The sequence below is a fragment of the Myxococcales bacterium genome (assembly GCA_016706225.1).
In the GTDB taxonomy this organism is placed as follows: domain Bacteria; phylum Myxococcota_A; class Polyangia; order Polyangiales; family Polyangiaceae; genus JADJKB01.
Genome location: JADJKB010000021.1, coordinates 1,327,142 through 1,340,320, shown reverse-complemented (window position 1 = coordinate 1,340,320; position 13,179 = coordinate 1,327,142). Strand labels below are relative to the sequence as shown.

The 13,179-nt window shown below is 66.9% G+C and carries 11 protein-coding genes; 5 read left to right on the top strand and 6 right to left on the bottom strand.

What is annotated here, in order from left to right:
- The first annotated feature begins 112 nt into the window (after positions 1-112).
- On the top strand, positions 113-2,653 hold the full coding sequence (locus IPI67_30785; GenBank protein ID MBK7584560.1) for a response regulator: 2,541 nt from the start codon (positions 113-115) through the stop codon (positions 2,651-2,653).
- Positions 2,654-2,660: 7 nt separating this feature from the next.
- Here the strand turns inward: IPI67_30785 and IPI67_30780 are convergent, their stop codons facing one another.
- The gene (locus IPI67_30780; protein ID MBK7584559.1) at positions 2,661-3,854 is read right to left on the bottom strand and encodes a hypothetical protein; all 1,194 of its coding nucleotides are present in this window, start codon (positions 3,852-3,854) and stop codon (positions 2,661-2,663) included.
- Positions 3,855-4,045: 191 nt separating this feature from the next.
- Between IPI67_30780 and IPI67_30775 the strand changes: the two genes are divergently transcribed.
- Together IPI67_30775 and mscL are read left to right on the top strand one after the other, a co-directional pair.
- Positions 4,046-4,765, top strand: a complete 720-nt coding sequence (locus IPI67_30775) for a hypothetical protein (GenBank protein MBK7584558.1) — start codon at positions 4,046-4,048, stop codon at positions 4,763-4,765.
- A gap of 199 nt (positions 4,766-4,964) precedes the next feature.
- Positions 4,965-5,360 (top strand): large-conductance mechanosensitive channel protein MscL, encoded by a 396-nt coding sequence (mscL, locus tag IPI67_30770; protein MBK7584557.1) that lies wholly within the window; start codon positions 4,965-4,967, stop codon positions 5,358-5,360.
- A gap of 62 nt (positions 5,361-5,422) precedes the next feature.
- Here the strand turns inward: mscL and IPI67_30765 are convergent, their stop codons facing one another.
- Entirely contained in the window at positions 5,423-6,976 is a 1,554-nt protein-coding gene (locus IPI67_30765) for a Na+/H+ antiporter (GenBank protein MBK7584556.1), read from the bottom strand.
- 104 nt (positions 6,977-7,080) lie between these two features.
- Here IPI67_30765 and IPI67_30760 point away from each other — a divergent pair, with 104 nt between their 5' ends.
- Positions 7,081-7,815: a glutathione S-transferase gene (locus IPI67_30760; GenBank protein MBK7584555.1), complete on the top strand. Its 735-nt coding sequence runs from the start codon at positions 7,081-7,083 to the stop codon at positions 7,813-7,815.
- Positions 7,816-7,833: 18 nt separating this feature from the next.
- Here IPI67_30760 and IPI67_30755 read toward each other — a convergent pair whose 3' ends face one another.
- The 4 genes from IPI67_30755 to IPI67_30740 all read right to left on the bottom strand — a co-directional run bounded on the left by IPI67_30755 (position 7,834) and on the right by IPI67_30740 (position 11,947).
- Positions 7,834-10,164 (bottom strand): copper-translocating P-type ATPase, encoded by a 2,331-nt coding sequence (locus tag IPI67_30755; GenBank protein ID MBK7584554.1) that lies wholly within the window; start codon positions 10,162-10,164, stop codon positions 7,834-7,836.
- Positions 10,165-10,184: 20 nt separating this feature from the next.
- Positions 10,185-10,475, bottom strand: coding sequence for a metal-sensitive transcriptional regulator (locus IPI67_30750; protein MBK7584553.1), 291 nt, complete (start codon positions 10,473-10,475; stop codon positions 10,185-10,187).
- Entirely contained in the window at positions 10,472-10,675 is a 204-nt protein-coding gene (locus IPI67_30745; protein MBK7584552.1) for a heavy-metal-associated domain-containing protein, read from the bottom strand. The genes IPI67_30750 and IPI67_30745 overlap by 4 nt, the downstream gene beginning before the upstream one ends.
- A gap of 90 nt (positions 10,676-10,765) precedes the next feature.
- The gene (locus IPI67_30740) at positions 10,766-11,947 is read right to left on the bottom strand and encodes a DUF2330 domain-containing protein (protein ID MBK7584551.1); all 1,182 of its coding nucleotides are present in this window, start codon (positions 11,945-11,947) and stop codon (positions 10,766-10,768) included.
- A gap of 158 nt (positions 11,948-12,105) precedes the next feature.
- Between IPI67_30740 and IPI67_30735 the strand changes: the two genes are divergently transcribed.
- On the top strand, positions 12,106-13,152 hold the full coding sequence (locus tag IPI67_30735) for a hypothetical protein (protein ID MBK7584550.1): 1,047 nt from the start codon (positions 12,106-12,108) through the stop codon (positions 13,150-13,152).
- Positions 13,153-13,179: the final 27 nt, after the last annotated feature.

The following is a 13,179-nucleotide window of genomic DNA, read 5'->3' as shown; positions in this document are numbered from 1 at the left end:
GCCGCCGGAGCTTTGCATTCGCTCGTCGGATGCTAGGGTCGAGACCCAGGCAGGACGCCGCGTGCGAGCCGCTGCTTCCAGCGGCCGTCGTGGTGCCCAGGGGGGAAGGACCATGAACCTCCGCAACCGAGCAATCCTCTGGCTCCTCGTGATTGGGGCGCCCCTTCTCGGCCTGATGTTCTGGCGGGTTGGCTCCGCGCGCGACAACGCCCTCGAATACTGGCAGGCGCGCACCGAGCAGGTGGTCAAGGTCAAGGGGGCCGCGGTAGGCCTGTGGTGGCGTGAGCGTCACGGTGACGCCGAGCTCCTGGCTCGCGGCGTGGCCTTGAAGGAGTTCGTCCGGGCGCCCGCGGAGTCGGCAGCGCGGGCGGCGCTGGTGGAAAGCTTGGAGCGCACTCGCTCGGTCTTTGCCTACGAGTGGGCCGCGGTTTTCGGCGCAGCGGGTCAGCTTCACGCCGCGACGGCGGGCGCCACACCGCCGTCGGATGTCGTGCGCGCCGTCGTGCAACGTGCCCTCGCGACCGGGACGACCCTCCCGGGCATCGACGGCACCTCGCCGCGGAATCTTGCGATCGTGGTGGCTCATCCGGTCGGCGCGGGGGCTGAGCGCTTCGCTGTGGTCCTGAGCACACGACCGCAGCAGACGCTCTTCAAGCTCGTCACTCAGGAGACCGCCGGTACTCGCACCGGAGAGACAGTGATCGGGGTGCAGGAGGGCGACCAGATCCTGTGTTTCACGGAGCTCAAGCGGGCCGACCCGGATTGGTTTCACCGATTTCCGGTCCAAGGCTCCGGCGACACTCCGATGCAGAATGCACTCATGGGCCGCGGCGGATTCGCCGAAGGACTGGACTACTCCGGCACGCGTGTGCTCTCCGCGACCTCCTTCAACCACGAGACAGGCTGGGGTATCGTGCGCAAGGTCGATCGCGCCGAGGCCTTCGCCCCGGTCGAGCAGCGCCTGAAGACCGAGGGTGGGCTCGCGGCGGCACTCTGGCTGGGGCTCTCGCTCGCGCTGGTGGCGGTCGGCGAGCGAAAGCGAACCGCTGGGCTTCGCGTCGAGCTCGAGCGGCACCGGCTCGAAGCGAAGGCGCGGCAGCTCCAATCGAACGCGGAAGCGTCCGACCGCCGGGCAGCTCGCCTCGCTCACTTGCTCGATCAAGCCGGCGAGCAAGTAGACGTGTTCGAAGCCGAGACCCTCGCGCACGTGCTCAGCAACAAGGCGACCCAGGAGAAGCTCGGTTACGGGGAAGAGGAGCTGTCTCGCCGCACTCTGACTGACCTTGCACCGGGACTGGACGCCGCTGAACTGCGTCACCGCATCACCCAGCTCATGACGGGTAGCGCCGAGTCCCAGACGCTGAACACCGAATATCAGCGTCGTGACGGGTCGCGTTTCCCGGTCTGTCTGCGGCTCTCCACCATCTCGGGGGAGGACCCGCCGGTCTTCCTCGCCGTTGCCACCGACGTCAGCCGGGAGCGTGAGCTCGAGACCCAGCTCCAGCACGCGCAGAAGCTCGAGGCCGTGGCGCGCTTGGCCGGCGGCGTGGCCCACGACTTCAACAACGTGCTCACCGTCATCTCCGTCTCGGCCGAGCTCGCACTCGCCGAGCTGCCGGAGGGCGCACCACTTCGGGATGACCTCTTGCAGATCCGCGGGGCTTCGGAGCGGGCTGCGAGGTTGACCTCACAGCTATTGGCCTTCAGCCGGCGGCAGATGATCCGCCCCGTCGTCTGCCAGCTGAACGCGATCGTCAGCGAGATGAGCGAGTTTCTCGCGCGCTTGATCGGCGAGCACATCGAGCTCGAGGTCGATCTCGAGCCGGATCTCGCGGCAGTCTTGGTCGATCCGAGTCAGGTCGAACAGGTGCTCGCCAACCTGGTCGTCAACGCCCGGGACGCCATGCCGTCCGGGGGCCGCCTGACGCTCGAGACGGCCAACGTCGAGCTGGGCGACGAGTACGTCCGCTCCCATCACGAGGTCATCGCCGGTCCTTACGTGCGCATCACGGTCACCGACAGCGGCGAAGGCATGACGGAAGAGACGCGCACCCGGCTGTTCGAGCCATTCTTCACCACCAAGGAGAAGGGCAGAGGCACGGGCCTCGGTCTGGCCACGGTGTACGGCATCGTCCGCCAGAGCGGCGGACACATCTGGGTCTACAGCGAGCTGGGCCACGGCACGACCTTCAAGATCTACCTCCCGCGGGCACCGGACGACGCGGTTTCGCCCGCCATCGTGGAACACTCTCCCGAGACCGAAAGGGCCAGGGCTGGAGAGACGATCCTCTTGGTCGAGGACGAGGACGACGTGCGCAAGCTCGCCGCCCGGATCCTGGCTGAACGTGGCTACGAGGTCTTGACAGCCAAAGACGGCCAGGACGCGCTGAGCGTCGCCCGGGGCCATGCGGGGCCCATTCATCTGCTCTTGACGGATGTCGTCATGCCTCGTTTGAGCGGGAAGGCGCTGGCGGAACGCCTGCAGACCAGTCGACCGGCAGTGCGCGTGCTGTTCATGTCGGGGTTCACGAACAACGCGATCGTTCACAACAACGTGCTGGACCCTGGCACGCAGTTTCTGGCCAAGCCATTCACCGCACACGCACTGGCGCGGTCAGTGCGCGCGGTCATCGACGCCGAAGCTCCGGCTTGACCCGAGCTCACTGGAGTAGACGCTGATTCAGGTAGGCGACCACCGCAGCGCTCTCGTTGACCACGCGCGCGCTGATGGCCGGTCGCGCCTGAAACCAGCCGAAGGCTCGCAGCACTCGGGTGGTGTCGTCGATGGCGCTGACCACCTCGAGCGGTTGCGTCGACGTGTAGCGCGACGCGCTGAAGCGGTTCCCGAGCGCCGTGTTCCGTTCCATCCAGAAGCGCGCAGGCTGCGCGGCGTGGCAGCTCACGCAGTCCACGCTGGCAGGTGAATGAAGCTCCGGGTTCTCGATGCGCAACGCCGCTTCGTAGCTCGGCCAGAGTGAGTCGTCGTCGAGCTGTTTGGCGCTCACTGAGTCGAAGACAGGGCCCAGATCCTCGGGTGTGGGCAAGTTCGCGGGCTCCAGCCTGGCCGCAAATCCGAGCGCGCCCGCCGCGACGTCGTTCACGAAGGACTGCTCGGTGACCTTCGGATCCAGGATGGCCACCGGTATCACGGCGCCGTGGACGAGGTCGTAGCCAGCGAAGGTCCACGAATCGGCGGCAGTCCCCCGCCGCATGAAGGTCACGCGAGTGAGGCGGTCGGCGCCGATGACCGCGGACAGCGCGCCCTTCAAGCCGACTGAATAGGCCCCCGAGAGGCCCTCCGCGAGCAGTGTGGGGTGCGGCCCCAACGGTTGATCGGCTGCGAGTGGCAGCGAACCGCGCTGCGCGGCGAGCAGGTCGGCGATCAAGCTCACGAAGTCACCGACCGGCAGATCGTAAAATAGATGTATGGCGGTGTCCTCTGTGACGACCTGCCCCGGGCTCTCGTCGACGGGTTGCAGCACGAGTCGCACCTGGAAGCGGCAAGCCGGGGACGGCGCAAGCGTGAGCGAGGGGAAACACGGGTCGACCCGCGCGGCGACGACGCGCAGGCGGTCGTAGTCGGAGTCTTGCTCGCAGCCCGGCGTCAGACACGGCGCTTGACTGAACACGGACACCGGCAAGAGCGCGCCGAACCTGCCGACGGTGTTCGCGCTCCACAGCTCGTCCAGGTGACCGGGGGCAGGCAACGGAAACAGCATCGAGACGTCGTTCATGCCCAGCTCACCCACCGGGGCTCGTCCCTCTTCATCCCGCGGGCTCGTGCTCGAGCAACCCGCGAGGGCGACGGCCAGGGCGACGAGGACTCGGAGCTGAAGGCAGTATCTTTGTCCCAATTCGCGCTTCGTTGCGCGGTGATTCGCGCGCATTCGAAACACGATCGGTGCGCGTCGCGGCGTGAATTCGCGTGCACGGAGCAGGGTATCCGGCAGTTCGCGCGCTCGTCTCGCTTGCCTGGTGTTGCGGCGACAAAGCTCTCGCGCGTCGCGCGGCATGCTGGTTGCTGACGATTCGCGTGGAGGTGCAGATGAGAACAAGTTCGTGTTGGTTGGTGGTGGCCTTGATATCGAGTCTGGGCAGTGCGGCACAGGCCGATCCCATCTTTGGCACCAACGACCCGACCGCCGATGGCGACACCGGACCTCGGCGGGACCCGCGCGCACGCCGCGCCGACAGTGAGGCGTGGCGGCCTGGTTTTGGGGCGCGCATCGGCGGTTATGGTTTCCGTGATCCGGACGGCGGAGTGGCCTGGGATGCGTGTCGCATGAACGGGTTCGGAGTCTTCGGTACGCTGGATGTGAACAAGTATCTGTACGGTGAGCTCTCCGCGGACTTCTACGCTGCCACTCCCGCGGTCGTGAGCCAGGGCCTGGATCGCACGAGCACCCATGCCCTCACAGGCGTGGGTCTGCGCATGCTCCCGGACCTCTTCATCACACCGTTCGTCGTCGTGGGCGGTGGTGCCGAGTACACGCGCGTGCAGATGCCTGCCGGCAAGGTCGATGCGGTCTACCCGATGGGCTACATCGGGCTCGGTGGCGATCTCAACGTGACTCGGGAGCTGAAGCTCGGCGCGACGGTGCGTATGCTGGCAACGACCCGGCCGACCTTCGCCAGCACCCGCGACGGCGGCAGCTTGTACGGGGCGTCCTCCGAAGCGGCGCTGACGGGCCAGGGGTCCACCGAGGCCGAGATGCAGTTCGACATCGCCAGTCAGGCGCAGTTCTTCGTGCGCTACGCGCTGTGAGCCAGTGCTCACGGGGCGCTTCCCCGGCGTCCTCGCGGGCGTTTCGCGACCGGTGCGGCCGGACTCACATGGTGTTCTGCGCTCGCTGGCGTATCGTCCCGGCGCCGAGTGGCGCTAGCGCTTCCGGTCATTCCTCGGCACGGAGGCCGAGAGTTGGCTGGAGCTGCTCGTCAGAAGCGACCGGAGAAGTCACATGAGCATGTTGAGCGAGTTCAAAGAGTTTGCAGTCAAGGGCAACGTCGTAGACTTGGCGGTAGGTGTCATCATTGGAGCGTCGTTCGGCAAGATCGTCACGTCGTTCGTTGCCGATGTGGTGATGCCCCCGATCGGGCTCGCGATCGGAGGCGTCAACTTCACTGCGCTTCAGCTCACCTTGCGCGACGCCGTCGGGGACAAACCGGCGGTGGCGCTCAAGTACGGCAGCTTCCTGCAGACGGTCTTCGATTTCCTCATCGTCGCGTTCGTAATTTTCATGGCCATCCGAGCGATGAACAAGCTGAAGCGCAAGGAGGAAGCGGCTCCCGCGCCCGAGGCGCCCAGCAAAGAAGTGGAGCTCCTCACCGAGATTCGTGACGCTCTGAACAAGGGGGCTTGACCTGACGTTCGGCGCTCCAGCCCGCCGAGCCAAAGCCGACGACTGACGGGCAGGTGCGAGCGTCAGTCGTCGTCGTCGAGCTCGTGAAGTCGCGCGTCGACGTCCACGACCAGTCGGTCGAACGCTTCGCTGCTCAAGATCCCCTCTCTACGCCCGCGCATGAGCTCGTCCTTCTCCACCAGGAGCAGGTGCCGCCGGGCGGCCTCGACCTCTTCGGCGTGCACCGTGCTGTGCTCGAGCCGAAGCTCTTGCACACGCTCCGCCGCCAATGCCACGCGTTTCTCGTACTCCTCCGCCAACGGGTCCAATACCTCCGTGGAGGACGACCCGGCGCCGCGCATCTGCTCGATGCCCGTCAGCGCGGCCTTCGCAGCTAGCAGGGCCCCTCGTCGCGTCTCGTACTCGTGGCGGTCGGCGCGGGTGCCTGCGACACCGAGGCGGGTGAGGATCTGGGACATCGAGATCCCCTGCACGAGGATCGACAGGAGCACGACGCCGAAGGTCATGTTCACGAGCAGCTCGCGGTGCGGGAACGTCAGCGGCAGTGCCAGCACCAGCACCATGGAGAGCGCGCCGCGCAGGCCGCCCCAGGTCAGGACCATGGCCCAGCGCGCCGGGATGCGCTCCTTGGTCCGGGACAAGAGCGCCGTCACGAGGCCGATCACGATGGCTCGCCCCAGCGTGACGGCGAGCCAGGCCGCGACGATGGCCTTCCACGACGCCAGCAGCGAGTCGATGTGCACTTCGAGTCCGACCAGCAGGAACACGATGGAGTTCAGCGCAAACGCGACGTACTCCCAGAAACTCTCCACCGCGATGCGGGTCGTCGGGCTCATGCCGGTGCGCGCCGCGTAGTTGCCGCACAGCATGCCCGCGACGACCGTCGCGATCACACCCGAGACGTGGAAGTGCTCGGCGAGCATGAAGGAGCCGTAGGCCGCGAGGGTGGTCAGCGTGATCTCGATCATCGGGTCATCGACGCGCTGAATGACCTTCGAAATCCCGTAGCCGATACCGGCGCCCACGAAGATGCCGAGGCCCACCACCTTCACGAACTGGAAGACCGCTCCCGACGGACTGAATGGCTCACCCAGGGCGAACGACAGCACCAGCGCAAAGACCACCACCGCCGTGCCGTCGTTGAGCAGACTCTCGCCTTCGACCAGCACATTGAGGCGCCGGGGGACGCCCATCGTCTTGAACAGCGCGACGACCGCGATCGGATCCGTCGCGGCGATCAGCGAGGCAAACACCAACCCGTCGATGAAGGAGAACCCTTCGACGAAGTGCAGGGCGCTGGCGACCGGCGTCAGGATCCCGGCTGTGAGGGCGATGGCCACCAGGAGCCCCGGGATGGCCAGCGAGTGAATCGCCAGCTTGTTGCGCCAGAAGTCGGAGAACTCCAGGTGAAATGCGGCCTCGAACAGCAGGCCCGGAAGAAAGATGGCGTAGAGCAGGCCCTTCGTCAGATGTGGGGCCGCGAGCGTGCTGGTGTGGCCGAGCAAGAGTCCGGCCGTGACCAGCGCGACCGTGTACGGAACACGGAGTCGGCGGGCCATCAGCGCGACGGCGGCCGCGACGCCGAACAGGGCAACGAAGGCGATTTCGGAGTGCATGAGTCGGGGCGGGCGCGGGAGCCTACCACCCGGTTGCACGTGTCTCTAGTCTTCGCTCGGTCGGGTGAACACGCTAACTTGAGCGCGGAGGCTTCGCGTCGGTCATGACCTATCAGCTCTACTATTGGCCATCGATCCAGGGGCGCGGGGAGTTCGTGCGCCTGAGCCTCGAGGAGGCTGGGGCTCCGTACGAAGACGTCGCGCGTCGGCCGGCCGACGAGGGGGGCGGTGTCCCGGCCCTGATCGCGCTCTTGCGCAGTGAAACGGAGGCGGCGCTGCCGTTCGCGCCGCCGGTGTTGCGCCACGGTCCGTTGTTGATCGCACAGACCGCGAACATCCTTCTCTACCTCGGGCCACGGCATCAACTCAGTCCCAGCGACGAGGCAGGTCGGCTGTTCGTCAATCAGCTGCAGCTGACGCTCGCGGACGTCGTGGGCGAGGTGCACGATACCCATCACCCCATCGGGTCCGGTCTCTATTACGAAGATCAGAAGCCCGAGGCCGCCCGCAGAACGCAGAGTTTTCTGCGTGAGAGGCTGCCGAAGCTGCTGGGCTACTTCGAACGAGTGCTCATGCGCGGCACCCAGCGCGGCGGACAGTGGCTGGTGGGAGGCGAGCTGTCGTACGTCGACCTGTCGCTGTTTCAGCTCGTCTGCGGGCTCGAGTACGCGTTTCCGAAGGCGATGAGCCGCATCGGGCCGACCGTTCCAGGTTTGATTGCCCTGCGGGACCGGGTCGCTGCGCGCCCGCGTATCGCCGCCTACCTGGCGTCGCCGCGTCGCCTTCCGTTCAACGAGGACGGGCTCTTTCGTCGTTACCCCGAGCTCGACTTCGACTGAGGTACGCGGCGCTCGTCGTCACACGGTTCCAGCGCTCGGTGCGGTCGGCACGAAGCGCCGCAAGCGGAGGCTGTTCGTGACGACGAACACACTCGAGATGCTCATGGCGGCTGCCGCGAGCATGGGGCTCAAGAGCAGGTGGAAGAGCGGGTAGAGCGCGCCCGCGGCGAGCGGAATGAGGGCGACGTTGTAGGCGTAAGCCCAGAAGAAGTTCAGACGGATTGTGGACAGTGTGCGGCGGGATAGCCGAATCGCGCTGGCGATGCCGCGGAGATCGCCGCTCATCAGGATCACGTCGCCGGCTTCGACCGCGATGTCGGTGCCCGTCCCGATCGCAATGCCCACGTCGGCTCGCGCGAGCGCAGGCGCATCGTTGATGCCGTCGCCGACAAAAGCCACTCGCCGACCCGCGGCCTGAAGCCGGGCGATCTCTGCGGCCTTTTCCCCGGGCAGCACCTCCGCCAGCACTCGCTCGATGCCGACCTCTTTGGCGATGGCGTCTGCGGTGCGACCGTTGTCGCCGCTCAACATGGCGACGCCAAGGCCGAGCGCGTGGAGCTCTCGAACGGCTGCACGGCTGCCCTCCTTGAGCGGATCGGCGATGGCGAGTGTGGCCACGAGCTTGCCGTCGAACGCGGCGAAGATCGGCGAACGCCCCTCGACGGCGAAGCGCGCGGCGTCGGCTCGGCCCAGCTCGGTGTCGATGCCGAGCTTCGACATCAGGCGTTCGGCGCCGACCGCGACACGGCGTCCCGCGACGATCGCTTCGACGCCGAATCCAGGATCCGCCTGCACCGAGTCGGCTCGTCCGAAGCTGATGCCCCGGGTCCGGGCGGCTTCTACGACTGCACGGGCAAGCGGGTGTTCACTCCGGTCCTCGGCGGCCGCGACGAGCTGGAGCAATTCCGTCTCCGTCACCCCGTACGGCGCGATGTGGGTCAGCTCGGGGTGGCCCTTGGTCAAGGTACCCGTCTTGTCGAGCACGATGGTGTCGAGTCGGGCCATCGTCTCCAGCGCGGCGCCCTCTCGAAACAGCATGCCGAGCTCCGCCGCCTTGCCCGTGCCGACCATGATGGCGGTGGGTGTGGCGAGCCCCATCGCACACGGGCAGGCGATGACCAGCACGCTGACTGCTGCGACGAACGCATGGCTCAGCGCCGGACTTGGCCCGAAGAACCACCAGATCGAGAACGTGAGCGCTGCGGCCACGATCACCAGCGGCACGAAGATCCGCGCGATGCGGTCCGCCAGGCGTTGGATGGGGGGTTTGCCACCTTGCGCCTGCTCGACCAGTCGAATGATCTGCGACAGCACGGTGTCCTGGCCGACCCGCGTCGCGCGGAACACGAACGCACCGCGGTGGTTGACGGTCCCGGCGACGACCTCACCGCCGACGGACTTCTCGACGGGCAGGGGTTCGCCGGTGATCATGCTCTCGTCCACCCAGCTCGAACCTTCGGTGAGCACACCGTCGGTGGGGATGCGCTCTCCCGGCCGGACCTCGATCAGGTCGTCCGGGACGACAGCGTCGATCGCGAGCTCGACGGACGACTCTCCCCGCAGCACACGCGCCGTCTTCGGCGCGAGGCCGAACAGCTTCTTCAGCGCGTCGCTCGTTCGCCCCTTGGCACGGGCCTCCAACAACTTGCCCAGCAGCACCAGCGTGATGATGACCGAGGAGGCCTCGAAGTAGAGATGCGCGGTGCCTTCGGGGAAGATCCGGGGAGTGAGCAGCGCGAGCAGCGAGTAGCCGAAGGCGGCGCTCGACCCCAGCATGACCAGGGTGTTCATGCCCGGGCTCAGGTGGCGGAGCTCCGCGAAGGCCTGGCGGTAAAAACGCGCGCCGACGAACAGCTGCACCGGCGCCGCCAGGGCCAGCTGAACGAAACCCCAGCCGCGATGGGGAAGGACCTGGTGCATGGCGTGCATGACCGACGGCGAGAGCATCGGCAGCATGGCCACGAACATCAGCGGCACGCTGAGCGCTGCGCCCAGCATGACGTCGCGGCGGAGGTCGGCTTGTTCTCTTGCCTGGGCGCGCTCGAGCGAATCTTTCTCCGTATCGAGATCGATGGCCACGTAGCCCGCGTCGACGATGGCCGCCTTCAGTCGCTGCGGACTCACGGCGCCAGGCAGGTAGTCGATGCTGGCCTTTTCGGTGCCCAGATTGACGCTCGCCGCCTTCACTCCCGGCTGTTTTTTCAGCGTGCGCTCGACGCGAGCGACGCAGCTGGCGCAGGTCATTCCTCCTACGCCGAGATCCAAATGTGCGGTCGCGGGTGCGCCGGAGCTCGGGTCGGTGTCAGCACCGACGTCGGCCAGAGAGCTCGCAGTTCTTGCTGGGACCATGTTGCCGTTTGCCAAAGCCGTCAGCGGTACTTCAGCACCTCCATCAGTTCGTCGACGATCTCGCCTGCATCGCCGCGCGCGGCTGCCGTGACCACGTGGTCACGCAGATGGCTGGCGAGCACCATCCCACCGACTTTGTCGAGCGCGCCGTGGATGGCCTTGATCTGTTTGAGCGCGTCGACGCAGTAGACCGATTCGTCCTCGAGCATGCGCATCACACCTTCGACATGCCCACGGATCGACAGCAGCCGACGTCGCGCTTCATCTCGCGTCGCGCCATCGAGCTTGAGGCCGTGGGCGCAGTGCTTCACGCCACGGCCTCGGCGGAGTAGCCCTCTTCGACGATGGCGGAGATCAGGGCTCCGATCTCCGGGGCCCCCTCGACGATGGCTTCCTCTCGGGTGCGGTCGACGCTGCTGACCGCGGTCACTCCGGGGACCTGTCCCAGCGCCTTCTTTACGGCCATTTCGCAGTGTCCGCAGGTCATTCCGGTGACCTTCAGCTTGATCATGGGCTGCTCCTTTACCCCTCCCCTCGGGGGGGGCGGGGGTCAGGCCAAGATGGGCCCGCCCTTGCGCCGCGTCAAGCTCGGGAGGTTGGTTCAGCGCCGTGGCAGCCGGCGAAGCTTGCGCCTCAGCCCGAAGGCCGCGAACGACAGCCCGCTCATTGCCAGATAGAGGTCTCGGTGCTGGCCACCACCCGGTCCAGGCCCGTCGATCGGGAGCAACAGCGCGGTCACTTCTCGTGGCACCGACGTCGGCGCGTTGCCGGAGAACGAAACGTCCTCGGTCAGCATCGACGGCGCAACCACGGTCGCCATGCGCGACAACACCTGCGTCGTTTCGGTGATGGCCGAGAGCTTCGGCCCGAGCCCCTGCCGCCAGCCCGAGCCGGTGCCAAAGACACCCTCGATGACGAACGCCTTGCTCCCCATCTCGGCGATCTTCGTGAACAGCGTCTGGGTGTAGTCGTCGTAGAGTGCGGACGCCGAGAAGTCCGCGAGAGTCAGGGTCAGGAAATTTCCCGCAGGTGCCGAACCGGTTGGGGATACGACCTCCGGTGCCGCGACAAAGACCTGGATCCCGAGCTGAGCGGCGGCGCCGACTCGCGAGATCCGCAGCGGGTAACCGCGCTGATCACCGGGGACCGAAAAGCTCACGCCGACGCTGCTCGGGCCAGGTTCTGCCTGGGCGCTGCGCTTGAACGCCACGAAGTACTTTCCGGGGCCCACGTAGGCATCGACGCTGGCCTGATCTGCGGTGGGGATCACGAAGCCGTTGTCGCTCAGCCACTCGGTCAGAGCCGCCGTCGAATCGGCGCTCAGTGCTGCCGCGGTGACCGGACCGATGTCGACGATCTGCACGACCCCAACGCCGCCCCCGAGGTTCTTGCCACCGCCGGCCAGGTCGTCCGTCGGGGTCGACCCGCACCCACAGCTGCCGCTGTCGGTCGAACCCGAATCCGAGCCGTTCACTCGCGGCCGAGTTGCCTGGTCGAGGCCATCGATCTCCGCCACGTCGACCGGCGACGGATCGAGTGTCGGCAGCCCCGCGACCGGCGTCAGGGCGCCGAAAGGAGCGCTCGCTTCCGGGACGCCGAGCTGCACGACGACGTTGCTCGTGCCGTCGGAGCGGAGCGAAATCAGGACCCGCTGCTGGCTCTGCGCGACCACTGATTTGTCGTTCGAGACCAGGGCGCCGCAAGCGTGCGCAGACCGCTCGGTGGTGGCGTTGAAGACGAGGCTGCAGACCAGAACCGTGAAGGCTGACGACTTGGATCCCATGCTAGTTCTCCGGCGAGGATACGTCCGCGCGGTGTAGGTGGTTCTGCGCACTCGGGGTGACCGGCGTCAAAGCGTAGCATTCGACGCCCGCCCAGCGCCTCCTTCCCGCGGGGGACTGGCCCTTGTTCCTGCAGATTCCGTGATAGCCTTCGAGGTTCATGCGCCGAGCGTTTGGACTTGCCGCGGCCGCCCTGGTCATCGGCGCCTGTTCGCTGCTGGGACCAACGGACGCCGAGCTCGTCGGGGGAGCGGCGGGCGACGCTTCGGTGACCGGTGGCAGCGGCGGCGCGGCCGGCACCACCGGTGGCACCAGCGCAGGCGGCGCGAGTGGCAGCGGCGGTACAAGTGGCAGCGGTGGCACGAGCGGCAGCGGTGGCGCGAGTGGCAGCGGCGGTGCGAGTGGGGGCGGCGGTGCGAGTGGTAGCGGCGGCGCAACAGGCGGCAGCGGTGGCGTCGGCGGAGCGACGGGCGGCAGCGGCGGGACAGGCGGAGCGACGGGTGGCAGCGGTGGGACGGGCGGAGCGTCACCCGTTCCGACACAGTGGCTCGCGCTCTGGCTGCGCGCAGACGCCGGCGTCACGGTCACGAACGGCGTCGTGAGCAGCTGGGCGGATCAATCCGGAAACGCCTACGACGCAACCCAGGCCTTCGTGTCGATGCGACCGATCCTGAAACAAAACGCGCTGAATGGCCTGCCCGCCGTCGAGTTCGACGGTTCGGATGACCACTTCGTGCTGCCGCAGAAGTCCATCGACTTCTCCGCGGGGCTCAGCTTCTTCGCGGTGGTGACCAGCGACAGTATTGGAACGGCCCCGCCGGTGGTCCAGCTCTCGAACGGTCAAGAGGTCGACGACATCTCATTTCACCGGGACTACGACTTCTTCGCTTACGAAGTCGTGGATGATTATGGGCCGACCCCGGCGACCACCTTTCCACTCGCCACGTTGACCGTGATCAGCGTGATTCACCATACGACCGGGCTCGCGACCGTCTCGCTCCAGGGCCAGGCCGCCGGCAATTTCCCGATGAAGCTGCCCGAGACCAAACAGCGCGCGCAGAACTTCGTGGCCAAGGGTTTGTACGGCGGCGAGAGCACCCACGACGGTTTGATCGCCGAGGTTCTGCTCTACCAGCGCGAGCTCTCGTCGCCGGAGATCCAGCAAGTCACTCAGTATCTGAAGACCAAGTGGGGGTGTTGCCAGTGACCGACACCCCGGTCCGGAACGCTCCGC

What these genes read in the sequence shown, in the direction of transcription:
- IPI67_30760 (MBK7584555.1), top strand. Translation starts at nt 7,081, where the DNA reads ATGACCTATCAGCTCTACTATTGGCCATCGATCCAGGGGCGCGGGGAG.
- IPI67_30745 (MBK7584552.1), bottom strand. Translation starts at nt 10,675, where the DNA reads ATGATCAAGCTGAAGGTCACCGGAATGACCTGCGGACACTGCGAAATG.
- IPI67_30735 (MBK7584550.1), top strand. Translation starts at nt 12,106, where the DNA reads ATGCGCCGAGCGTTTGGACTTGCCGCGGCCGCCCTGGTCATCGGCGCC.
- IPI67_30740 (MBK7584551.1), bottom strand. Translation starts at nt 11,947, where the DNA reads ATGGGATCCAAGTCGTCAGCCTTCACGGTTCTGGTCTGCAGCCTCGTC.
- IPI67_30785 (MBK7584560.1), top strand. Translation starts at nt 113, where the DNA reads ATGAACCTCCGCAACCGAGCAATCCTCTGGCTCCTCGTGATTGGGGCG.
- IPI67_30765 (MBK7584556.1), bottom strand. Translation starts at nt 6,976, where the DNA reads ATGCACTCCGAAATCGCCTTCGTTGCCCTGTTCGGCGTCGCGGCCGCC.
- mscL (MBK7584557.1), top strand. Translation starts at nt 4,965, where the DNA reads ATGTTGAGCGAGTTCAAAGAGTTTGCAGTCAAGGGCAACGTCGTAGAC.
- IPI67_30775 (MBK7584558.1), top strand. Translation starts at nt 4,046, where the DNA reads ATGAGAACAAGTTCGTGTTGGTTGGTGGTGGCCTTGATATCGAGTCTG.
- IPI67_30755 (MBK7584554.1), bottom strand. Translation starts at nt 10,164, where the DNA reads ATGGTCCCAGCAAGAACTGCGAGCTCTCTGGCCGACGTCGGTGCTGAC.